Source organism: Pseudomonas sp. GL_093 (assembly GCF_057837605.1).
In genome coordinates this window covers 3015500-3038391 of record NZ_CM174448.1, presented here as the reverse complement: position 1 = coordinate 3038391, position 22892 = coordinate 3015500, and the positions used below count along the sequence as shown (strand labels likewise).

Below are 22892 nucleotides of genomic sequence, written 5' to 3'. Positions count from 1 at the left end.
TATTAGCTGTTAATTATTATGTTCACTACCTTGTTGCGAGCCCAGTCAACCCGAACGGCAAAGTGAAGTCAATAGCGAACACTTGGCCTCTCAACCTTTATTTTCGGGCCTTTCTTGGGCACGAGAGTGCCAGATCAGTCTTGCACACCGCGTAAACCCTGAAGATCGGACGTACGGCGTTTAGAATTTTTTACATGAGAGTTGTTAATTAAAATCAACAAGGCTAAGCTCCGGAAAAGCTCGTTCAAGTGTGAAACTTCGAGGTGATAAAAATGGCATTCAAGCCATTGATCGGCGTTACAGCGTGCGTCAAACAGATTGGCCTGCACCCCTACCATGTCAGCGGCGACAAGTACTTGCGTGCTGTCAGCGTCGCGGCTTTGGGGCTGCCGGTTGTCATTCCTTCCTTAGGCGATCTGACCGAAATCGATGACCTGCTCGCGCAGCTCGACGGTCTGCTGCTGACCGGCTCGCCCTCGAATGTGGAACCCTTCCACTATCAAGGCCCCGACAGCGCCCCCGGCACGGATCACGATCCGCAACGGGACGCCACCACCCTTCCCTTATTGCGTGCGGCCATTGCGGCGGGCGTTCCGGTGCTCGGCATCTGCCGGGGTTTTCAGGAAATGAACGTGGCGTTCGGTGGCAGCCTGCATCAGAAGGTCCACGAACTCCCGGGCATGCTTGATCACCGGGAAGCGAATCATCCGGACCTGGCGGTGCAATACGCAGCGGCGCATGCGGTCAACGTGCAACCGGGCGGCGTGTTCGAGGCGCTGGATTTGCCGCAGGTGTTCCAGGTCAATTCGATTCACAGCCAGGGCATCGACCGACTGGCGCCCGGGCTGCGCGCCGAAGCGATTGCGCCGGACGGTTTGATCGAGGCGATCTCGGTGGAACACAGCCCGACCTTCGCCGTCGGTGTGCAATGGCACCCGGAATGGCAGGTTCTGTCGAATCCTCCTTATTTGAGTATTTTCCAGGCGTTTGGTGATGCATGCCGGCGACGGGCGGTGCTGCGTAACAAGCGCTGACTTAACACTTGATTAATCAATTTACTGCCCCGTGAGTCAGGCGGGCGTGCCTTTGCGCGCCGGTCCCTCACGACAACAACAAACGCGATAACAACAAGTACCACCAGGCAGCCAGGACGGCGGCGCCGAATAAGCCCGCTCAGTGTGGGCCAGAGAGTCAAACGCAAACCCCTGTGGGAGCGAGCTTGCTCGCGATGAGGGCGGCCCAGTCAACATTGATGTCGACTGATACACCGCCATCGCGAGCAAGCTCGCTCCCACAGGGGATCACTGCTGGATTCACTGGCGTTACCAGGATCAGGCTTGCAATCAACTATTAAGTCAGGCCGCGTTGGCCCGACGACTGAAACCTGTTGGGAGTTTCACATGGCAAACGCCTCCAGCATCTACAGGAAGGCTCTTGAAGGTCACCAGACATCGAAAAAGGTGTTGGTGAAAGTCGACCGCGTCACCAAGAAATTCGACGAAACCTGCGCAGTAGACGATGTCTCGCTTGAGATTCATCAAGGGGAAATCTTCGCCCTGCTCGGCGGTTCCGGCTCCGGTAAATCGACCCTGCTGCGCATGCTCGCAGGCTTCGAGCGCCCGACCGAAGGGCGGATTCTGCTCGACGGTGTCGACATCACCGACATGCCGCCGTACGAACGGCCGATCAACATGATGTTCCAGTCCTACGCGCTGTTCCCGCACATGACGGTGGCGCAGAACATCGCCTTCGGCCTGAAGCAGGATCGTCTGTCTACCAGCGAAATCGACGCCCGCGTTGAAGAGATGCTGCGACTGGTGCACATGACCCAGTACGCCAAGCGCAAACCCCATCAGTTGTCCGGCGGTCAGCGTCAGCGTGTGGCCTTGGCTCGCTCCCTGGCCAAGCGTCCGAAGCTGTTGCTGCTCGACGAACCGATGGGCGCGCTGGATAAGAAGCTGCGTTCGCAGATGCAACTGGAGTTGGTGGAGATCATCGAGCGGGTCGGTGTGACCTGCGTGATGGTGACCCACGATCAGGAAGAGGCCATGACCATGGCCCAGCGCATCGCCATCATGCACCTCGGCTGGATCGCGCAGATCGGCAGCCCGGTGGACATTTATGAGGCGCCAGTCAGCCGCATGGTCTGCGAATTCATCGGCAACGTGAACGCCTTCGACGGCACGGTTGTGGAAGACCTTGAAGGTCACGCGATCATTCACAGCCCGGACCTGGAGCAGAAGATTTACGTCGGTCACGGCGTCAGCACCTCGGTGCAGGACAAGTCGATCACCTACGCCATCCGCCCGGAAAAACTGCTGGTCAGCACCACCAAACCCGATACCCGCTACAACTGGTCCAGCGGCAAGGTGCATGACATCGCCTACCTCGGCGGTCACTCGGTGTTTTACGTGGAACTGCCTGGCGGCAAGGTTGTGCAGTCGTTCATGGCCAACGCCGAACGCCGTGGTTCTCGTCCGACCTGGGACGACAAGGTCTACGTGTGGTGGGAAGACGACAGCGGCGTGGTACTGCGCTCATGAAAACACTCAATCAGCAGTTTATGCGGCTGATGCCGAGTGGTCGAAAGCTCGTCATCGGGGTTCCTTTCCTGTGGCTGTTCCTGTTCTTCATGCTGCCGTTCTTCCTGGTGATGAAGATCAGCTTCTCGGAAGCGGCTCTGGCCATTCCTCCTTACTCAGAGATCTACACTTTCGCCGAGCAGAAATTTCAGCTGCTGCTGAACCTCGGCAACTACTCGCTGCTGACTCAGGATGAGTTGTACATCTCGGCCTACTTCGGCTCGTTGAAGGTCGCGTTTTTAAGCACGCTGATGTGCCTGGTGATCGGTTTCCCGATGGCCTACGCGATCACCAAAGCGAGCAAGGAAACGCAAAACGTTCTGCTGTTGTTGATCATGATGCCGACCTGGACGGCGATCCTGATCCGCGTTTACGCGTGGATGGGCATCCTCAGCAACAACGGTTTGCTTAATGCGTTCCTGATGTGGACCGGGCTGACCGATCACCCGATCGAGATCCTCAACACCAACACCGCTGTGTATATCGGCGTGGTGTATGCGTATCTGCCGTTCATGGTGCTGCCGCTGTACGCCAACCTGGTCAAGCACGATCAAAGCCTGCTGGAAGCCGCTTCGGACCTGGGTTCGAGCAACTTCAACAACTTCTGGAAAATCACCGTGCCGCTGGCCAAGAACGGGATCATTGCCGGCTGCATGCTGGTGTTCATTCCGGTGGTCGGTGAGTTCGTGATTCCAGAACTGCTGGGCGGCCCGGAGACCCTGATGATCGGTCGCGTGTTGTGGCAAGAGTTCTTCAATAACCGCGACTGGCCGGTGGCGTCTGCCCTGGCGGTGGTGATGCTGTTGATCCTGATTGTGCCGATTCTGCTGTTCAACCGCAGCCAGGCCAAAGAGATGGAGGCACGGGGATGAAACGCTTCGGATTTTCAAAGTTCATGCTGATTTTCGGCTTGTCGTTTATCTACCTGCCGATGTTGATTCTGGTGATCTACTCGTTCAACGCCTCGAAACTGGTAACCGTATGGGGCGGCTGGTCGTTCAAGTGGTACGCCGGCCTGCTCGATAACTCGCAACTGATGGGCTCGGTGGTGCGCTCGCTGGAAATCGCCTGCTACACCGCGATTGCCGCGGTGGCGCTGGGGACGTTGGCGGCGTTTGTGCTGACTCGCGTGACTCGCTTCAAGGGCCGCACGTTGTTCGGTGGTTTGGTGACGGCGCCGTTGGTGATGCCGGAAGTGATTACTGGTCTGTCGCTGTTGCTGCTGTTCGTGGCCATGGCGCAGTTGATCGGCTGGCCGATGGAACGTGGCATCGTCACCATCTGGATCGCCCACACCACGTTTTGTGCGGCGTATGTGGCGGTGGTGGTTTCGGCGCGCTTGCGTGAGCTGGACCTGTCCATCGAAGAAGCGGCCATGGACCTCGGGGCGAAGCCGTTCAAGGTGTTTTTCCTGATCACCATTCCGATGATCGCGCCGTCACTGGCGGCCGGCGGCATGATGTCGTTTGCCCTGTCGCTGGATGACCTCGTGCTGGCGAGTTTCGTGTCCGGCCCGGGTTCGACGACCCTGCCGATGGAAGTGTTCTCGGCGGTGCGTCTGGGCGTGAAGCCTGAGATCAATGCCGTGGCCAGCCTGATCCTGCTCGCAGTTTCTATCGTGACCTTCATGGTCTGGTACTTCAGCCGCCGCGCCGAAGCCACCCGCAAACGTGCGATCCAGGAAGCCATGGACCAGACCGCCAGCGAATCCTGGCAGCAACCTAAAAAGCAAATGGTAGAAGCGACGGCCTAGTGCCGTCGCGTTTCACAGCTTTGCGTTTAGATTTGAATAAAAAGAATGGAGTTGTACCGATGAAAATGTTTGGCAGGACTCTGCTGACACTGTCCTTATTGGGCGCGATTGCCACCGGCGCCCAGGCCAATGACAAGGTACTGCGCGTCTACAACTGGTCGGATTACATCGCCCCGGACACCGTCAAGAAGTTCGAAGACGAGACCGGTATCCGCGTGACCTACGATGTGTTCGACAGTAATGAAACCCTTGAGGCCCGCCTGCTGGCGGGAAAATCCGGCTACGACATCGTCGTGCCGTCCAACAGTTTCCTCGCCAAGCAGATCAAGGCTGGCGTCTATCAGGAACTGGACAAATCGAAGCTGCCGAACTGGAAGAACCTCAATCCGGTGCTGCTGAAAAACGCTGCCGCCAGCGACCCGGATAACGGTCATGCCTTCCCGTACATGTGGGGCTCGATCGGCATCGGCTTCAACCCGGAGAAGGTCAAGGAAGTGCTCGGCAGCAATGCACCGACCAATTCCTGGGACTTGCTGTTCAAACCGGAAAACGCTGAGAAATTGAAAGCGTGCGGCATCAGTTTCCTGGATTCGCCGACGGAAATGCTCCCGGCCGCCCTGCACTATCTGGGTTACCCGGTGAACTCCCAGAACAAGGATCAGATCGCCGAAGCTGAAGCGCTGTTCATGAAGATTCGTCCGTCGGTGGCGTACTTCCATTCGTCGAAATACATCTCGGACCTGGCTAACGGCAATATCTGCGTGGCGGTCGGTTACTCCGGCGATGTGCTGCAAGCCAAGGCGCGCGCCCAGGAAGCTGGCGACAAGGTGAAGGTCGACTACAGCATTCCCAAGGAAGGCGCGGGCAGTTTCTACGACATGGTCGCGATCCCTCGGGATGCGGCAAACGTGGAGAACGCTTACCTGTTCATGAACTTCCTGATGCGCCCGGACATCATCGCCGAGATCACCAACAACATCGGCTACAGCAACGCCAACGCGGCGGCCACGCCTTTGGTGGATGAAGCGATTCGAGATGATCCGGGGTCGTATCCGTCGCAGGCTGTGATGGCGACGCTGTATGCCATTCCGGACATGCCGATCGGCGTTCAGCGGGTGATGACCCGGGGCTGGACACGGGTGAAGCTGGGTAAGTAAAAATATATGCAACACCACTGATCAAATGTGGGAGCGGGCTTGCTCGCGAAGGGTCCGTCACATTCAACATTGATGGGGACTGAACCACCGCTTTCGCGAGCAAGCCCGCTCCCACATTTGATCGGTGGTGTTTTCCTGTTTTCCGTTCACGCAGCGCCTTACCACCGCTGCACTCCTATCTGCAGAACGGCCTCACCTGGCTTCCTCGGTTAAGGTGAATTTGGGCGCCCTCCTCGGGCGCCTTTTTTTATGATGGAACGAGCGGCCATTCGGCCAGCGCTCGGTAGCGGCCCTTATGGGATTCGAACAGGGTGAAGTGATCGGCCCGCAGATAAAACTCGGGCGGCGTCGCGGACTCTGGCACCGGCACTCGGTAATCGCGCATCAGCGTCAGGTGCGGCCGAAACTCCTTCGGCGAATCTTCAAACCCGAACGGCAGCATGGCCTGCTCAAGCGCATACACCAGCCGCAGCAACTCCGGTGATGCCTGCTCCGGCGCGAGCACCAACACCCCTGCCCTGCGCCAGACATCCAACCGATCAAGCGCAACCCTCAAAGGCACACCCGGCGTTCGAACATTGGCAACGGCCGTGCAGATATCGGCGATTTTCGCCACCTCGACAGCGCCCAAAAACATCAACGTCAGATGAAAGTTCTCCACCGGCACCGGGCGTCCGCTCCTGAGCTCAAGTGCGCTGCGCCATTGGGCAATGGCCCGACGTTGCTCGGGTGTGCAGTTCAGGGCAAAAAACAGTCGTTTTAACGGCTCATGGGATTCGTCGCTCATATCTGGCACCTCCTGACATCCAAGTTATAGTTCATGCAAACGATTCAACTGGAGGGGGCCATGCGCGAGATCATCAGCAAGGAACCGTGGTGGGCCGTGCCACCGAAACCCGGTCAGGATGAGTCCGAGCTGGAATGGGGCTGGCTGGTTCATTACAACGAAGGTGAGCCGCGCTTCGAGTTCATCAAAGAGCGGCCGACAGACAGCGAAATCCGTAATCGCAAGAGTTGCAGGATCACCCCGACGCCGGAGTGATCCTGTCGTTGGTTTCAGGCTTTTACGATCATTTCGAACCCGCCAAAGATCAACCTCTGGCCATCGAACGGCATCGGGTTGACGTCCGGTTGCATGCGCGGATCGTTCATGAGTTTTTCCATGCCTGCATCCCGGGTGGTCTTGTCGGGCCAGATGATCCAGGAAAACACCACGGTTTCGTCTTCCTTGAGTTTTACTGCCATCGGAAACGAGGTTACTTTGCCGTCAGGGACGTCGTCGCCCCAGCATTCGGCGACGCTGAGGGCACCGCTTTCCTTGAAAATGACAGCGGCGGTTTCGGCGTGTTTCTTGAATTTTTCGCGGTTGGCGGTGGGTACGGCGGCGATGAAGCCATCAACGTAAGACATGGTCATTCTCCTGCTGGGGGTAGAGGGTCGTTCTGCTGGTTAGTCGATTCCTTCGGCCCCCAATCGACAGATCCGCTGCCCGAACTGACCGACGGTACTTCGGCGCTCCCCGCCAGATTGCCCTCGATCTGCGCCGCCATGTAGAACGTACCGGCCATCACACCGGTGGTCGGGTTTTGCACCAGCTTCAGCCAGGCCTTGTCGAACGTGTTACCCAGACTGCTGCGAATCAGTGCCTCGCTGTCAGGCCGGTCATTGGCCTGGATAAGCGCGCGAATCCCCGCCACGCCCACGGTAATCAGTCCTCCGGCCAGTTTCCCTGCCGCCGCGGCCACTGCACTGGCCGCCCCTCGCGGGGCCATTTCTGCCTCCATCCGCTTGCTGGCGCGCTTGGCCACCGGCGCCATGGCGGTGTCTGTCGAAGCCACCCCCTTGTCACCGCCAGCCTTGTGGATCTTGTCGATCAGCGCTGCATAGGCCGGCAGCGTATTCAGTGGTTGGGTGTGCACGACCTGATACAGCGAGGCGTCCCGGGCCGGCGGTGGCCCGAGGGCGATGGCGGGGATTTTCTGGATTCGGCCATTGAGCTGAGCCATCGGCACGCCGTGACGCTGGGAGATTTTCTGCAGTTCTTCCTGAAGGATGTCCACGTAGAACGCCGTTGCCAGGCCGAGAATCGCGTCGGGATCGACTTCCACCGCGACCGGCGCCAGCACACGCTCTTGGTATTGCTCCAGCAGATAGGCCGCCAGGCGCTTGGCCGAGGCATCTTGTTCGCCCTTGGCGCTGAGCGTGTACCAGCTGACCTTCATCGACAGCCATTCCTGGGTCCAGTAACTGCTGAACCATGGGATGAAGTTCTCTTCGGTCAGTTCATAGACCCGCGTTCGCCAGTAATCCATGGCACCACGCGCGTAGATTTTGGTCTGCTCGGTGGCCGATTGCGACGCCGCGACAATCTCCCGGTCCACCATCTGCCAGGTGCTTTGGGAAACAATCACCGGCACCACTTCCACCGGGGCAGGCGCAGTCGTGACGCATCCCGCCAGCACCACCAACACGGCGACGATCAGCGAACGCAGGTTCAAGATCGCGGTTCCTACAGACTTGCCCGAACGGGATGTCCGGTGTTCAAAGGCCTATTAATTTGAGTATAGGTGTCGGTGTTTGTTCGCTTGGGGTTGAGGTGTTCTTGAGGCCGCCTTCGCGAGCAAGCTCGCTCCCACATTTGATCTTCAGTGAACTCAGTATTTGTGAGCGCCGCCAGACAAATGTGGGAGCGAGCCTGCTCGCGAAGGGGCCCTCAAGAACACCCAAAAATCGTCCATCACTTATGTCGATATTCACCATCGCCGTGAATGCCTTCCGCTCAAAAACCGTCAGCGTAGGATCAGCCTTAACCCAACGCAAAACCCCGCATCGGAGGGGCGAATCATGATTATCCATCTCCTGACCTGCCTGGCCCTGACGGCCGTCACACTGAGCGCTTTTTCCTGGTACGTCCTGTCCGAGGAGCGCACGTCATGATTCACTCCGTGACCCTGGCCGTAAGCTTTGCGGTGTTCGGCAACAACTACTATTCCCAGTCATTCGTTTCGCGCAAAACGTTTGAACTGGTGTTTGACAAAAACTTCGAGGCGTTGCTGATGCCGTCCGCCGCCAATCACTTCAACAATGAAGTGATCGGGCTCAATGATCAGTTCCGATTCCTGAGCGATGTGCTGGAGGAGCACCTGCTGGCGACTGAGCTCGCCGCTACCGCCCCCCGGAATCAATACTTCTGAGCAGCTGCCCCAGACCCTCGGTAAAACAGGTCGGTGAGTTCAAGGAAAAACGCTCAAGCAGGCGACTGTTGTCGGCGCGCGAATGTTTGATATCACCGGAACGCGGCGCGTCGTGGTTCAACGTCACGGGGCGTCCCAGGAGTTCGCTTAACGTCGCCACGAGTTCGTTAACGCTGGTGGACCGGTTAAACCCGACATTGACCGGCTCGACAATCGGCTCTGACTCAGCGACCGCCTGTACCAATACCTTTACGAGGTCATCGACGTAAACAAAATCCCTTGTTTGCTCCCCATCACCGTAAACCGTGATGGGGAGTTTTTTTTGCGCCCTCTCGCTGAAAATGCTGATGACACCGGAGTAAGGCGATGAAGGGTCCTGACGGGGTCCGTAAATATTGAAAAACCGCAGAATGACCGGTTCAAGGCCATGCTGGCGTCGGTAAAAATCGAGGAAATGTTCGCTGGCCAGTTTGTCGGTGGCATACGGGGTCAGCGGATTCTTGGGCGTGTCCTCGGTAATCGCCATGCCCTCGCCATTGTTTCCATAGATCGCCGCACTGGACGCGTAAACCACCCGTCTTACGCCGGCCTGGCGCATGGCTTCGCAGATATTCAGCGTACCGACGAAATTGCTTTGGTGAGTCGCGACCGGGTCATCGACCGACGCCTGCACCGAGGCCACCGCCGCCAGATGCACCACCGCGCTGCAGTCTTTCATCGCCCGTTCCACCGTCGGCGCGTCGGCGACATCCCCCACCACCAGAGTCAAATGGCAGCGATCAATCGGCAAGTTCGACAACTTTCCACTGGAAAGATCGTCCAGAACCCGAACGCTATAACCACTTTCAAGCAGTGCTTCGACCAGGTGCGAACCGATAAAACCGGCACCGCCCGTCACAAGAATTCGATCAGCAGTCATGATTTATTTACTCCCCGGTGCAGTGGTGGGTGTTCGATCCATTGCAATGAAGTCGCCTATTTGCTCGATGAATTCACGGCTGTTACTGAGCATTTGTTCCCAGTCGGTAGGAAAGCGCACATTCAACGGCAGTTGATCGATTCTCCAGCGCGGCGACAGAGGGCGATCAAACCGGGCGGCGACCTGCAAGCCCATTTCGCTGGCAGCGAATGGCCCACGCAACACCGTCGGCGTGCGACCGGCGCTGTCGACGGCCTGGACAACATGGGCCGCCAACCACTCTCCATCGGGCATGCGCACGCGCAGCGGCTGGCCAATCGCGGCATAGCTGATGTTCAGCGGTTCCAGATAAATCCACAGCAGAGGCTCTTCCAGCCGCTCAAGACGCATCAACAACGTTCCCGCACCGACGTTTTCGCCGGGCGTGACCAACACCTCCGCAATCCGACCGCTCTGCGCAGCCTTGACCGACAATGCGGCGAGGCGCGTTTTCAACCACTGCTGTTCGGCGGTCTGTTGAATAATCTCGCGCTCAACGCTCAACGGCGACTGACGGGCCAGTTGCTCGCGGCGCTCGAACGCCAACAGGTCGGCTTTAAAAGCATCAAGTTCAGACTGGGCGGCCAGCACTTCTCCACGAGAGACGGCGCCTGATGTGACGAGGTCTTCAAGCACCTGCACACGCTCCTCCGTCCTGCTCACTCGGGTCTTGAGCAACTGACGCTCCCTGGTGTCCAGTTTGGCGTTGTTGGTGGGCACCGTTTTGGTCGGCATCGCGGCGAGCTGCGAGAGCCGTGCACGCCATTCGGGGTTGTCGAGACTGACCAACGGCTGATCGATCTGGACCTGCTCCCCGGCCATGACGAACAGCTGATCGACCCGACCGGCATCCCGCGCGCGCACCTCAAGAATCGGTAGGCGCAATTGCGCCGGTGCGTCGATCATCAACATGCCGTAAGCCAGCTTCCCTCCCAGCCAGAGCAAGGGACTCGCGACCAGGAACAGGATCAAATACCAACGCACGCGAAACGCCATGCGTTTGCCCGGCGCGTAGAGCACAGTCAAACCCTGTTCCTGGGTGGGGTTCAGTTCTTTGCGACTATCGAATCGAATCTTCATGACGGCTCACCGTTTTGGAAAGTCTCGCCAGGCCTGCCAGTCAATGCCGGCAATTCCCCGTGGTTGCAGCTGTTCGCGCCAGACACTGGTCTGGTGCTGCAACTGCTCAGTCGTCGCGCCGGCCCAGGACTCTGTGGCATCCAGTTGCGGCTCCGTGCTTTGCGCCAGGCGAAACTGCAGAGCAGGCCAACGTTGGGCGATCTGTTCTGCCATTCGTGCGCTGTTTTTCGGGTTACGGGTGTAGATCATCAAGCTGACCTGACGCACGCCCGCCTCGGGAAGCGCGCACGGCAGACAGGTTTTTCCGGGTTTTGCCTCGGCGAACCAGCGATGGTGGCTGGAGATTTCTACCGGCCAAGGGCTGGCTGCGGAGGCGGCGCGCAAGGTGTCGAGCAAGTCTTTCACGCGCTGATCCGGGACCGGCACGCCCAGTTGTTCGAGTTCCAGGTCCAGGTGCAGGCTGGTGAATGAAAGCCCCTTCAGCTTGGCCAGTAAATCGGTGAGCTGATGGCGGTCCTGCGGTTCGATCCAGGCCGAATCGCCGAGCAACAGGCTGACTTGCACCCCCTTGCCGGCCGCGTCCTGCAGCAATTGCTCCAGCCGTTGGCGCGTCGTTGCAAGGTCTTTCAACTGGGAGGACTTGAGGCCAAGGTAGATCTTGTCCATCCCGGCTTTACGCAGTTGCTCGAGCTCTGCCTTACGCTGATAGGGATCGAGCAACGCTTCGCTGTCCCAGACATAACTGGCCTGGGACCATTGGCTCGACGGCGCCCCCACCGCCTGAGCCGAAAGGGGTTGTGCGGCCAGTATCATGGGGGGCAACGACAACGTCAGCAGCAGAAGTATCGATCGCATAATCAAAACCTCGTGGCTCGTTTAAGCACCCACCACGGTGCCATAGAGCTTTCTTCGTGGCCCCGGCGAAAGATCTCGTTGAGCATGGCCACTGCGCTCCAGCACCGCAGGAGTAGCATGAACAGCGGAAAGAAAGGTACCAACAACCCCAGGACCATGTCCTTTGCAGGCCGGTCGGACACCATCAACAACATGGCGCTGAACAACATCGCGGTGATCGTCAGGTACAGCGCATAGATCAGTACAAACAGAAACAACAGCGTCTTGCCCGGCAGAACAAACAACGCCAGCAAGGTGTAGCTGAAGATGAGGAACGGCAGCACCAGCTGAAAAAAGAAGCCGCTGAGCAGGATCATCAGAAAGGTCGGCCAGCCCAACAAGTTGGGGTTGATGTTGCGGTTGTGCTTTCTGATGTACAGAAAAAACAGGTCGCCATCCCAGCGCAAGCGCTGCATCAGAAACTGACTGAGCGTCGACGGTGCATCGGTGTGTCCAATCGCTTCCGGTTCGAAGGGAATCCTCAAGTCGTGTCGCTTGAAGTAACTCTTGATGCGCAACGTCAGGTCCAGATCCTCCGCGGTGTGCGTGTTCCAGCCACCGATTTTCACCAGAAAGCTGCGGCGGAATGCCCCGAAGGCCCCCGAGACGTTATTGACCAGGTTCCATTCGGCCAGACCGATTTTCGACATGTGGATGGACAACAGGTATTCCAGCGCCTGCATTGCGGTCACCCACGAAGCCCAGACATTGCGCACTCGCAGGCTACCGGCGACCGCAGGCACCGACGGGTCCGCGAAATGGCGCACGATGGAGCTGACCATGTTGTTGTCGAAGGACGTGTCACCGTCGAGCGCCATCACGATTTCACCGCTGGCAAGCGACAGGCCGGCGTTCAACGACGACACCCGCCCGCCCCTCTGCCACTTGGCAATCGGGCGCAAATGACGCCGGGGGTACAACTGCGGATCCACGTTGAAACTGCGCACGGCGCTGAGCGTCGGCTGGTTCACCGTGGCCCCGTCCACCACCGGAATCATCTCGATGTGGCCGGGGTACGTCTGCTCGCACAGGCTTAACAGCGTGGTCTGAACGTCCATCCCTTCGCTGTAACAGGTAATGATGCAAGAGACCTTGGGCCGATAGAGACTGATCTTCGGTACACGGGTGCGCCGACGTGTGAACCAGCGCAAAACACCCAGCATAACCATGATCATCAGGGGCAATTCAAAGATCAGAAACAAAGGGAAAAGCATGAAAAACACCCGGCTCAAACCATCCGGTCCCATGATCCCGCTGAGTGCGTTGAGGAGTTGCTCCAGGAAAGGGCTCATGGCGGTCACGCCAACTCACTGGCCAGACGGGCCAGTAGTAGTTCGCCATCTTCCTGCTCGAGCAGATCCTGGGGCGCCGTGATGCTGACGACACGCAAGGAAATGTCGCTGACCTCCGGTGCTGAAAACAACTCGGCGACCCGGCTCAAGCGTTGTTTGACGGTTTCCAGGCCGTTGCCATCGGTATGGGGAAGCATGATCCAGAAGTACTCTTCGGTACTTCGAGAGCAGCGGTCTGTATCCCTGACGGTTTCCTTCAATCGTTCAGCCACGCTATCGATGAAGGCATGGCCGTGGTGTTCACCCAGGCGAGTCAACGTACCGGCCAGGTTGACGAAGCGCAGACCGAGCAGTGAGAAGGCAGGCGACTGGTAGCGGCGTACGACCTGCATCTGCCAGGTCAGCAGGTCATAGAAATCCTTGCCGCCTAACAGATTGAGTCGACCGAAGTGATGGGCCTTTTGATCGCTGAACTCCTGGCGGCAGCGGAAACGGCCGGCCTCGGCCAGGCGGAAATCTCTGACCTCGCGTACTCGCAACTTGTCAGGCGTGTGTGACAGGCCGCAGTCCAGGCAGCGCGCCTGCACGTCGGCATCGACAAAAAACGCCTGACATGACCGACAGCGATAGTTCTCCATCGGGCGGTCGTAATCAGTGCCGATATGGCGCAACCGGTTCAAGCAGTTGGGGCACAACAACACCCCGTCTTTGAGAAAGGATTCCTGTGGCCCCACATGCCCACAGGTAAAGCAGTGCAATGAAGGCTGCCGTGAAATGTCCAGGGCCTGACATTCGGCACACACATCAATGTAATTGAGCCGGCCCGAGCCACACTCCGAACACAGGCGAACGCGATCGACCAGAACCCCCTCTTCCAGCCAGTCCTGTTGCACCATCAAACTGAGCCAGACAAACGAGTTGACCTGCTCGTTATCAGCCAGGGCATCCAGCAACGGATAGCGATAATGCTGAGGCACCTCCGGGTCTCGAAGGGCATAGATGTGAGCGTTGTCGCGCAACCACAACCATGAAAGCACCCGACTTTCAAAACGCTCGGGGGCAGAATCCTGTTTGAACAACCTGTAGCGTTCTCGCCACACCCCCCAGAGGGCTCTTGTTTCGCTGGAATCGACAGGGCACGCGCCATCACCCAAGGCTTCACACCAACCGTTCTGATCACGGCAACAGTAAATGAGGCTGTAGCGATAAGGGGGAATGGCGCGCAACTTTCGAAGCACCCGCCCGGCATAAACCGCTGGCAGGTCCAGCAGCAGGACATCAAAGGCGGGTGCAGCCAACAAGCGGCCCATTTCGGCGAAGTGCTCAAGCTCCGGAAGATTCAAGCTTGGAACTCTATTACCCAGTATCGCAATCCGTGGAGTTGGAGTCGGCATGACGCACGGCCTCTGCAGACAGACAAGTACGGTTAAAAGGAGTTAGAAACACTAGCACCGCATCAGAAAAACGTCAGCATTATTATGAAGTTATTTTTTGATATATAGGCCGCCAATATATCGCCATTGATTTTAATTGGATCCCGCCTTGTTCATCGAGTTTCGGTGCGATAATGCGCCTTATCACCAGAAAAAATAATTACTTATATTTCATAACGTTATACACACTAAGTAACTTAATCATTACAACTATACTCACTACTAGTTAATGGCCATCATTGATAGCGTTGCGCCATTTAATAGTATCAGCAGTTAATTCCCATTTGCGACAAAGGCTTTAGCTACCGCCTGGACATTAATAAGTTCAAAGTGTTTTTATACCAAAATTACTCACTTATAGAACCAGAATAGCCATGCAATAGTTACACGAGTGAAACATCCCTGTTTCAACAATGAACAATAGATCAAATCTGCCAACTTTCTTACTCGGCACAAACCTCCCAAAGGCAACCCCGCAACCAGCGATGCACAGGGTCGGCATCCAGCCGCGGATGCCAGAGCATGGCGACGGTGAATGCCGGCAAAGACAACGGCAGTGCAAAGCTGTGCAGGCCGGCGCGCAGGCTGGCAGTGTGGCGTTCGGGAACGCTGGCGATGAGGTCAGTAGCACGGGCGAGCGCCAGCGCAGTGGAGAAGCCTGCAACGATTGTTGCTATGTGCCGATCCAGTTCCAGGAGCTCAAGGGCTTCATCAATGGGCCCCTTGTCGAGCCCCCGCCGAGAGACGCTGATATGGCTGCCCGCCGCATAACGCGCGGGGGTTATCTCGCCTTCACTCAGCGGATGCCCCATTCGCACGACGCCAATAAATCGATCCCGAAACAAGCCCTGGGTACGCAACTCCGGGCTAGCGGCTGTCCCCACCACCCCCGTTTCCAGATCGACCGTGCCGTCGCGCAGTGACGCACTGTCTTTGTCGGGTTTGTGCATGAAGCGCAGCCGCACACCAGGGGCCTGCTCGGCGACGCGGGCAATCAGGTCCGCGCCAAAATTCTCGACAAAGCCTTCACTGGTGCGCAGCGTGAACGTGCGGCTCAGTTGGCTGAGGTCGGGTTGCTCGGCCGGCCGAAGGACCGCTTCGGCGTCCTGCACCAGCTGACTGACCCGCTCGCGCAGTTCGAGCGCTCGCGGAGTGGCAACCAGACCCCGCCCGGCCCTGACCAACAGCGGATCGCCGGTGGTTTCACGCAATCGCGCCAGTGCCCGGCTCATCGCCGACGGGCTCAGGCGCAAGCGCTTGGCGGCGCGTGCCACGCTGCCTTCGGCGAGCAGCACATCAAGGGTGATCAGCAAGTTGAAATCGGGAGTGGACATGGGGCGCCCCGTGGCAGAGTGATATGGCGTTGAACGCACGTATCAAGTGCAAACGGTGCGCCTTCCGCCATGTTAGGCCGGGGCGTAGATTTCTGATAGCTCCGCTTCGGGAGTGGCCAGAAAAGAGGAACAGCATGAAATCAATCAGTGCAGTCGTAGAGCGTGCGCAACAGATACCGTCGGTTCGGTGGGCGCTGGCCAGTCTTTCGCTGTCGATGTTGCTGTCCTCGCTCGGCACCAGCATCGCCAATGTGGGTTTGCCGACCTTGGCCCAGGTGTTCAACGCCTCCTTCCAGCACGTGCAGTGGATCGTCCTCGCCTACCTTCTGGCCATTACCACCCTGATTGTCAGTGTCGGTCGGCTCGGTGATATCACTGGCCGTCGGCGGCTGCTCTTGACCGGCATCGGCGTGTTCACCCTGGCGTCGGCCCTGTGCGGCTTTGCGCCCACGCTCTGGCTGCTGATTGGCGCCCGGGCACTGCAGGGAATCGGTGCGGCAATCATGATGGCGCTGACCATGGCCTTTGTCGGTGAGACGGTGACGAAGGCAAAAACCGGCAGCGCCATGGGCTTGCTCGGGACGATGTCGGCGATTGGCACCGCGATGGGGCCGTCGCTCGGTGGCCTGCTGATTGGCGGGTTTGGCTGGCGGGCGATCTTCCTCATCACCGTACCGCTGGGCTTGCTGACGCTGGTGCTCGCGCATCGTTACTTGCCCGCCGATCGCCAGAAGCCCAAGACCGATCGCGCCGGCTTCGACCCGCTGGGCACACTGCTGCTGGCGTTGACGCTGGCCGCTTATGCGCTGGCGATGACCCTTGGGCGAGGCAGTTTCGGTCCGTTCAACATCGCCTTGCTGTTGGCGGCGGGCGGCGGCGCCTGCCTCTTTGTATTCACCGAGGCTCGAGTCACCTCACCGTTGATTCGACTGGCGATGTTCCGTGATCCCGTGCTCAGTGGCAGCCTCGCCATGAGCCTGCTCGTCGCGACAGTGATGATGGCGACACTCGTGGTCGGCCCCTTCTATCTCGCGCATGGGCTGGGGCTCGATGCCGTACTGGTTGGATTGGTCTTGTCGGTCGGGCCGTTTGTCGCGGCACTGACGGGTGTGCCCGCAGGCCGTATTGCCGACCGCTTTGGCGCCCAACGCATGACCCTCGCCGGGCTCATCGCCATGGCGACCGGGTGTCTCACGTTATCGATATTGCCGGAGACGTTCGGCATCGGCGGGTATCTCTTGCCGATGGTCGTGATGACCCTCGGCTATGCCCTGTTCCAGACAGCCAATAACACGGCGGTCATGGCGGATGTTCAGCCGGACCAGCGAGGCGTCATCTCCGGCCTGCTTAACCTGTCGCGCAATCTGGGACTCATCACGGGGGCGTCCGCCTTGGGCGCGGTGTTCGCGCTCGCATCGGCCTCGGTCGACATTGCAACGGCGCGACCCGAAGCGGTTGCCAGCGGTCTGCGGATCACCTTCGCCGTGGCGCTGGTGCTGATCGCTGTCGCACAGGCCATCGCGCTGGGAAGCCGCGCGCTGGCAGTGCGTCGTGACCGCCGGTAAGCCGACAGGTCGTTTACTTTTCCAGCACGACCAGTGGCGTGTCTTTTTTCACAATGTACGTCGCCAGCTCAGACGCTTTATTCGCGCCGACGTTCTTCGCGACGTGCGCGGTGCCTGCGGGGATGTACAAGGAATCGCCAGCCTTGAGCGTTACAGGAGGCTGACCCTCGAGTTGATATTCAAACGTGCCTTCAATGACGTGGGCCACTTCCACGCCAGGATGAGAATGCTTGGGTGATACCACACCCGGCTCAAAATCAACGAGAACCTGGATCACTTCACGCCCCGCGACATCGAGATCCTGGCGCAGCAGATCGGTGCGGTGAAGACCCGCCTGCCAGCTTTTTGCTGGAGGCGCCTCTTGTGCTTGAGAGAGACCCGCGAAGGCAGTGAGTGCCGCGGCAACGGCTACGCCGAGCATGCCAGCAGAGAGACGGCGGTTGAAACGGGACATGGCATTTCTCCAATCAGTGCGCGGGAATGCGCGCGGAGCTTGCCGCGGATGCGGTGGCTCTATTTGGAGGCCGCCGTGTATCGCGCAAGTGTCGCCAATGCCCTGGTTTTGTATGCGAAGGTAGCTGCAGGTGCGCGGGATACGTTCCGATACAAACAGATCCTGCGGACACGAAAAAGCCCGCACAAGGCGGGCTTCGTAAATCGAGTAGGTGGCCGGCGCTGGTCTCCGGCTTACAAGGTTTATCAGGCCTCCCACAGAACAGTTTTGTGCTGTCCTGCTTCACACGGCATAAGGGCTGGATCTCAGCGCGGAGATCTTTCTAACCGTGTACCCTTCGGAACGCGCCCCACGTTTCCTCGCCATCCGCTTGCGCATCAGTCTGCGTCTTCACCTACATCTTCAAGAGTAGTCCAAAGTCCAAAGCGCAAGGCGGGCTTTTTAGAACGATTTTGCCCTGTGGGAAGCGCGGCAGGATGGAAAAACACTAACACAAGTGACACACCTCACTGGGGCCAATGACGACCGGGCCTTCATCGAGGTAAGGGTGCTAGGGGTTGATCAGTGTTTACTCATCAGGCCATGCAGAACGCCGAACCTCAGACCCGGCTCGGAAGGCGTCATCTGCGAGACACCAAATACCTTGAATGCCGCCAGCATGAGCACCAGACCGCCAGGCAAGATGCTCTGGCGATGGGTTTGCAAGCCCGCCAGGCCGAGCTGTTTGACATGCCCCACTTCAAGCAGGCGCAACGACAAACGCAACAGACCGCTGTAGGTGATGCCGCTTTCGCCATAGTCGTTCAACCCGTTGGCCTTGAGGACTTTAGCCAGCATCCGTGCGGTGCCTGAAGAGCCAATCACCTGCTGCCAACCCAGCGTGCGATAACGACGCGCCACTTTTTCAAACTGAACAGTGGCCACACGCTCAGCCTCCAGGAGCGCCTTAGCCGTGATACAGCCACCCTGAAAGTAGCGCGCGCCGAAGTTGCCGCTGCCTATGGCAATACTCTCGGTCATCAAGGGCTGAGCGCCCTGCCCCAGAATCAATTCAGTGGAACCGCCGCCGATATCCAGGACCAATCGCCTGTTTTCGGTACCGGGTATCGTATGGGCAACACCGGCGTACACCAGTCGGGCCTCTTCATGCCCAGAGATGACATCAATCCGAAACCCCAGGTGCCGCTCCGCGCTGGCCAAAAACAGTTGCGCATTGTCGGCTTCGCGCACGGCACTGGTCGCCACCGCCCGCACACGACCGGCCTCGAAGCCGCGTAACTTTTTGCCAAATCGCGCGAGCGCTTGCCATCCCCGATCCAGAGCCAACTCGTCCAGCGCGCCACCTTGAAACCCCTCCGCCAAACGGACAGGTTCACGCAGGGTTTTCACTTCCTGGATCACGAACCCCTGACGCCCTCGGACTGACTGGCCGATCATCATGCGAAACGCATTCGAACCAAGGTCAATGGCTGCAAATAGAGAGGCGTCTCCTTTCATGGGCTGGATTCCTTGCAAGCTGAGCGCGCTAGGCGGTTTGCGAGGATATTGCCATGGGGTCGATGACGCTAAGATGACACCCGCTATTTTTACGGATGAGCAGATCAGCGCCCCTCGAGAGATCGTACCTGGCACTCCTTCCAGACCTTGCGCATCAGCTCCTTGAGCATCAACGCCTCGGCCCAGCGATCGGTGATGTCGCCTCCGTCGGCACCCGTAATTGCATACGGCGGCGGACCGAGTTCACAGGTGAAGGACAGACTCGCGGGTGTGTTCGGTCGGGCCAGCCAATCCTCGATCCCATAGCGCCACCAGCCCAGGAAACGCTCCAGCCAGGGTCTATGCTGGGCGAAACTCAAAGGCACCTGGACCTGTTCGCCATTGGCGACACGACCATGGAAACCCCAACTGTGGCGCAGGATCGTGTGGATCTGCTCGTCGTCCTCGGCAGTGGCCAGCTCTGGCAGTTCGCGGCCCACGACATAGTGGGACAAGTCGGCCAACAGTTTGAGATCGGGCATTTCAGCGAGGATGTCGAGGGTGAACAACAGGTCGCTGGTGAGGCGATAACGGTGGGTTTCCAGCAGGATCGGAAAGTCCACCTGTTCGGCCAGACGCTGCCAGCCTTCGATCAGCTTGATCGCTTGCGCCAACGTGCGCGGCCTGACGTCGGCTTGTAGCGTGAGGTGGTGGCAGCCATAGCAGGAGGCGACATCAATCGCCGCCGCCAGATCATCCACCGTGCGAGGGAACAGCTGACCTTCGATTTGCAGGCCCTGCGCCTTGGCGGCGGCACTCAGGCGTGCCGCATGTGGCGCGACCCAGAAATGGTCGGTGATCCCATCGAAGCCGGAGGCGGCGATTTTCTCCAGCTGCGTTTCCAGGGGAAGGTCGCATCGGCCGTGCTGATCTTGCATGGCCCACAGGGACTGAAATACCAGAAATTCACGCATGTCAGCTCCTGAGCAGTTGTTTGAGCGGCACACCGGCATCGGCCAACGCGTCCACCGAGAGGGGGTTATGGTTGGCGATCAGCCGCTCGCACAATTTGATGTCCTTGGCGACGCTATTGCCCTGACCCCAACCGCAAGCACCTTGCAGACGTTGCTCGGCATCAAGGTAGAACAACAGGAATCCGCCATCCGGGGTTGCCCGGCTCGCCGTGGGTTCGGCGTTCGAAATCACACCCACGATCTGCAATCCCCAGTCGTATTGATCGGACCAAAAACCGGGAATGACCTCGAAAGGTTGCTCGCCACCCAAGAGATTCAGGGCGGCGTGATGGCCTTGGGTCTCGGCGTTGCGCCAGGTTTCCTGACGCTGGAAAACCCCTTGCGGGTGCAGCTGAAACTCACAGACATCGCCCGCCGCAAAGATGTCGAGCGCGCTGGTGCGCAACTGAGCATCGACACGGATGCCCTGCCCGACCTCGATCCCAGCGGCTGCGGCCAGTTCAATGTTGGGTTGCATGCCGATGCCCACTACCACCAGGTCGCAAGGCAGAGGCTCGCCGTCGACCAGTTGCACCGCCTCGACGCACGTGTTGCCTTGCACCGCCTCAATGACCACGTTCAAGCGGACATCCACGCCTTGGCTGCGATGCAGTTCCAGCAGGACGCTGGACAGCCGCTCCGGCAACACCCGACCGGCCAGGCGCGGTCCGGCCTCGAGCAAGGTCACCGAGCACCCCAAGGCACGGGCAGTCGCGGCGACTTCGAGTCCGATGAAACCGCCGCCGATGATCACCAACCGAGCACCGGGCCGCAACGAAGCACGCAGCGCCAGCGCTTCGTCATGGGTCCGCAGATAAAGCACATTGCCCAGATGCTCCGGCACAGAGCTCAGTCGCCGCGAGCGCCCTCCCGTCGCGAGCAACAAACGCGCATAGGCCAGCCAGCTACCGTCGGCCAACTGCAGACGATGCTGCTGCGGGTCCAGGTTTTTCACCGGATTGCCGGCCAGGTGTTCGATGTCCAGTTCAGCGAGTCGAGTGCTGTCGCACAAGCTGTAGCCCGCCAGATCTACCGTGCCTTGCAACAGTCCCTTGGACAGCGGCGGACGTTCATACGGAGGGTGAGATTCATCGCCTATCAGAATCAGACGACCGCTATAACCTTCAGCACGCAGGGTCAGCGCGGCGCGGCCACCGGCATGCCCGGCGCCGACGATGACCAGTGGAGCATTGGCAGAATTCATGGGACAGACTCCCTGCAATTAAACCGAGATGGCGAGCAGGACACGCCCCGCCTCGACCCGCACCGGATAGGTCTTGAGGTTGATGCACACCGGTGCGCCAAGGGCTTTGCCGGAGCGGTAGTCGAAGCGACCGTTGTGCTTGGGGCACTCAATGACATGCTCCATCACCAGGCCATCGGCCAGGTGAATGGACTCGTGGGTGCACAGGCCCGCGGTGGCGAAGAACTCGCTGTCGGCGGAGCGGTAGACGGCATAGGTGTGCTGGCCATGGTCGAAACGAATGACGTCTTCTTCATTAATTTCGCCCACGGCACATACATCGATCCATTGATCGGTCATGGCGTTTTCTCTTGTTAGGGGTACAGACAGGAAGGTGTCAGGCCGGCGTTACTTCAGCTTCCGCCTGGACGGTTGCGGCAGCCTCTGCGCGTTGTGGCAAAGGGCGACGGATGAAATAAGTCGGGTCTTTGCGCTGCTTCCAGATGGTCGGGAGGATTTCTTTGAAGGCCTCGAACAGGCTGGTATACGGTGGCGGGCAGTCGTGGCGAATCTCTTCGTGAAGCTGCGCCAGTGCATGAAACGGCACCATCGGATACATGTGATGTTCGAGGTGATAGTTCATGTCGAGGTACATGAAGCGCAGCACCGGGTTCATGTAAATCGTGCGGCAGTTGCTGCGGTGATCGAGTACGTCTTCAGCCAGGCCGACATGCTGCGTCAGGCCAAACAGGTAGGACAGCCAGCCGCCGTACAGGGTTGGCAGACCGATAAACATCAGCGGCAACCAGCTTTGCAGATACAGTGCAGCGCCCACGACAAGCCCATAAATCACCAGCCAGACGCGTGCGTCCCTCGCCACTTTGGGCCACTCGGATTCCGGGATGAACGTCTGCTCTTCTTCATCCATCCGCCCGACTGCATGCCGGCAGACTGACCCCATCGTCTTCAACGCGTAGGGCATTCTGAACAGGCTCAGCACCATATTGATCAGGCTCGGCGGACGCGGTTCGACGATCTCAGGATCGCGGCCGACGATGATGGTGTCGGTGTGGTGCCGCGCGTGGCTCCAGCGCCAGACCTGGGGTTCGAACATGAACATGAAGCTGGACAGCTGGTAGACCGCATCATTCATCCAGCGAGTTTTGAACGCCGTACCGTGACCCGCTTCGTGCCAGCGGGCATTGGACGCCGTGCCGTAAAGCAGCCCATAGACGAAGAAGAATGGAACGCAGGCCCAGGAGCCCCAGAACCAGTAACCACCGAAGCCGGTGACGACCATCGATAGCAACCAGATCGCGGTATCGCGCAAGGCCGGGCCGTCGCGGCGCTGCATCAATTCCTTCATGCGTTTACGGGAAATGGGCGATTGGTACCAGTTGGCCGACACCAAGCCTTTTTGCGCCGCTTTGGCGGCTTCGGGACCGATCAATCGATAATCCCGAGGCACGGGTTTACCGCGGTTTTCATAGGCTGCGTTTTGTTCAGGCATTTTATTGTTCTCCG

At 58.8% G+C, this 22892-nt stretch carries 23 protein-coding genes; 8 read left to right on the top strand and 15 right to left on the bottom strand.

Annotated features, from left to right (window positions below; translation table 11 throughout):
* Nucleotides 1-272: 272 nt before the first annotated feature.
* From AC3IUE_RS14060 to AC3IUE_RS14040, 5 genes are all read left to right on the top strand, one after another.
* Complete coding sequence (locus AC3IUE_RS14060) at nucleotides 273-1034, top strand: gamma-glutamyl-gamma-aminobutyrate hydrolase family protein (protein ID WP_489268175.1); 762 nt, start codon at nucleotides 273-275, stop codon at nucleotides 1032-1034.
* Nucleotides 1035-1400: 366 nt separating this feature from the next.
* The gene (potA, locus tag AC3IUE_RS14055; protein WP_489268174.1) at nucleotides 1401-2543 is read left to right on the top strand and encodes a polyamine ABC transporter ATP-binding protein; all 1143 of its coding nucleotides are present in this window, start codon (nucleotides 1401-1403) and stop codon (nucleotides 2541-2543) included.
* A 29-nt stretch (nucleotides 2544-2572) separates the two neighbouring features.
* Entirely contained in the window at nucleotides 2573-3454 is an 882-nt protein-coding gene (locus tag AC3IUE_RS14050; RefSeq protein ID WP_161990859.1) for an ABC transporter permease subunit, read from the top strand.
* Nucleotides 3451-4335 (top strand): ABC transporter permease subunit, encoded by an 885-nt coding sequence (locus tag AC3IUE_RS14045; protein WP_056745156.1) that lies wholly within the window; start codon nucleotides 3451-3453, stop codon nucleotides 4333-4335. Before AC3IUE_RS14050 ends, AC3IUE_RS14045 begins: the two co-directional genes overlap by 4 nt.
* Before the next feature lie 59 nt (nucleotides 4336-4394).
* Nucleotides 4395-5492: a polyamine ABC transporter substrate-binding protein gene (locus AC3IUE_RS14040; RefSeq protein WP_489268171.1), complete on the top strand. Its 1098-nt coding sequence runs from the start codon at nucleotides 4395-4397 to the stop codon at nucleotides 5490-5492.
* 247 nt (nucleotides 5493-5739) lie between these two features.
* Here the strand turns inward: AC3IUE_RS14040 and thpR are convergent, their stop codons facing one another.
* Nucleotides 5740-6279 (bottom strand): RNA 2',3'-cyclic phosphodiesterase, encoded by a 540-nt coding sequence (gene thpR, locus AC3IUE_RS14035; RefSeq protein ID WP_489268169.1) that lies wholly within the window; start codon nucleotides 6277-6279, stop codon nucleotides 5740-5742.
* Between the two features lie 60 nt (nucleotides 6280-6339).
* On the opposite strand from thpR, the gene AC3IUE_RS14030 reads away from it, so the two are divergent.
* Nucleotides 6340-6534, top strand: a complete 195-nt coding sequence (locus AC3IUE_RS14030) for a hypothetical protein (protein WP_033056474.1) — start codon at nucleotides 6340-6342, stop codon at nucleotides 6532-6534.
* Nucleotides 6535-6548: 14 nt separating this feature from the next.
* On the opposite strand, the gene AC3IUE_RS14025 is transcribed toward AC3IUE_RS14030, so the two are convergent.
* Together AC3IUE_RS14025 and AC3IUE_RS14020 are read right to left on the bottom strand one after the other, a co-directional pair.
* On the bottom strand, nucleotides 6549-6902 hold the full coding sequence (locus tag AC3IUE_RS14025; RefSeq protein WP_134097413.1) for a DUF1428 domain-containing protein: 354 nt from the start codon (nucleotides 6900-6902) through the stop codon (nucleotides 6549-6551).
* 2 nt (nucleotides 6903-6904) lie between these two features.
* Complete coding sequence (locus AC3IUE_RS14020) at nucleotides 6905-7990, bottom strand: hypothetical protein (RefSeq protein WP_489268166.1); 1086 nt, start codon at nucleotides 7988-7990, stop codon at nucleotides 6905-6907.
* A gap of 435 nt (nucleotides 7991-8425) precedes the next feature.
* On the opposite strand from AC3IUE_RS14020, the gene AC3IUE_RS14015 reads away from it, so the two are divergent.
* Nucleotides 8426-8686, top strand: coding sequence for a hypothetical protein (locus tag AC3IUE_RS14015; RefSeq protein ID WP_046049286.1), 261 nt, complete (start codon nucleotides 8426-8428; stop codon nucleotides 8684-8686).
* Here the strand turns inward: AC3IUE_RS14015 and AC3IUE_RS14010 are convergent.
* From AC3IUE_RS14010 to AC3IUE_RS13985, 6 genes are all read right to left on the bottom strand, one after another.
* Nucleotides 8658-9605: an NAD-dependent epimerase/dehydratase family protein gene (locus AC3IUE_RS14010; protein ID WP_461998765.1), complete on the bottom strand. Its 948-nt coding sequence runs from the start codon at nucleotides 9603-9605 to the stop codon at nucleotides 8658-8660. The two genes, AC3IUE_RS14015 and AC3IUE_RS14010, sit on opposite strands and share 29 nt — an antisense overlap.
* Before the next feature lie 3 nt (nucleotides 9606-9608).
* Nucleotides 9609-10724 (bottom strand): HlyD family secretion protein, encoded by a 1116-nt coding sequence (locus AC3IUE_RS14005; protein WP_056745169.1) that lies wholly within the window; start codon nucleotides 10722-10724, stop codon nucleotides 9609-9611.
* Nucleotides 10725-10730: 6 nt separating this feature from the next.
* Nucleotides 10731-11579 (bottom strand): hypothetical protein, encoded by an 849-nt coding sequence (locus tag AC3IUE_RS14000; protein WP_489268163.1) that lies wholly within the window; start codon nucleotides 11577-11579, stop codon nucleotides 10731-10733.
* 2 nt (nucleotides 11580-11581) lie between these two features.
* Nucleotides 11582-12910 (bottom strand): glycosyltransferase family 2 protein, encoded by a 1329-nt coding sequence (locus tag AC3IUE_RS13995; protein WP_461998767.1) that lies wholly within the window; start codon nucleotides 12908-12910, stop codon nucleotides 11582-11584.
* A 5-nt stretch (nucleotides 12911-12915) separates the two neighbouring features.
* Nucleotides 12916-14253 (bottom strand): TackOD1 domain-containing metal-binding protein, encoded by a 1338-nt coding sequence (locus AC3IUE_RS13990; protein ID WP_489268160.1) that lies wholly within the window; start codon nucleotides 14251-14253, stop codon nucleotides 12916-12918.
* 533 nt (nucleotides 14254-14786) lie between these two features.
* A complete protein-coding gene (locus tag AC3IUE_RS13985; protein WP_489268158.1) occupies nucleotides 14787-15677 on the bottom strand; it encodes a LysR family transcriptional regulator in 891 nt (296 codons plus the stop codon).
* A gap of 134 nt (nucleotides 15678-15811) precedes the next feature.
* Here AC3IUE_RS13985 and AC3IUE_RS13980 point away from each other — a divergent pair, with 134 nt between their 5' ends.
* Nucleotides 15812-17242 (top strand): MFS transporter, encoded by a 1431-nt coding sequence (locus AC3IUE_RS13980; protein ID WP_489268156.1) that lies wholly within the window; start codon nucleotides 15812-15814, stop codon nucleotides 17240-17242.
* A 13-nt stretch (nucleotides 17243-17255) separates the two neighbouring features.
* Here AC3IUE_RS13980 and AC3IUE_RS13975 read toward each other — a convergent pair whose 3' ends face one another.
* The 6 genes from AC3IUE_RS13975 to AC3IUE_RS13950 form a co-directional block, all read right to left on the bottom strand.
* On the bottom strand, nucleotides 17256-17696 hold the full coding sequence (locus tag AC3IUE_RS13975) for a cupin domain-containing protein (RefSeq protein ID WP_489268154.1): 441 nt from the start codon (nucleotides 17694-17696) through the stop codon (nucleotides 17256-17258).
* A 561-nt stretch (nucleotides 17697-18257) separates the two neighbouring features.
* A complete protein-coding gene (locus AC3IUE_RS13970) occupies nucleotides 18258-19193 on the bottom strand; it encodes a Ppx/GppA phosphatase family protein (RefSeq protein ID WP_489268152.1) in 936 nt (311 codons plus the stop codon).
* A gap of 104 nt (nucleotides 19194-19297) precedes the next feature.
* Nucleotides 19298-20146, bottom strand: coding sequence for a sugar phosphate isomerase/epimerase (locus tag AC3IUE_RS13965; protein WP_489268151.1), 849 nt, complete (start codon nucleotides 20144-20146; stop codon nucleotides 19298-19300).
* Nucleotide 20147: 1 nt separating this feature from the next.
* Nucleotides 20148-21389, bottom strand: coding sequence for an NAD(P)/FAD-dependent oxidoreductase (locus tag AC3IUE_RS13960; RefSeq protein ID WP_489268149.1), 1242 nt, complete (start codon nucleotides 21387-21389; stop codon nucleotides 20148-20150).
* 18 nt (nucleotides 21390-21407) lie between these two features.
* The gene (locus tag AC3IUE_RS13955; RefSeq protein WP_489268147.1) at nucleotides 21408-21728 is read right to left on the bottom strand and encodes a MocE family 2Fe-2S type ferredoxin; all 321 of its coding nucleotides are present in this window, start codon (nucleotides 21726-21728) and stop codon (nucleotides 21408-21410) included.
* 37 nt (nucleotides 21729-21765) lie between these two features.
* Nucleotides 21766-22878, bottom strand: a complete 1113-nt coding sequence (locus AC3IUE_RS13950; protein ID WP_489268145.1) for a fatty acid desaturase family protein — start codon at nucleotides 22876-22878, stop codon at nucleotides 21766-21768.
* Nucleotides 22879-22892: the final 14 nt, after the last annotated feature.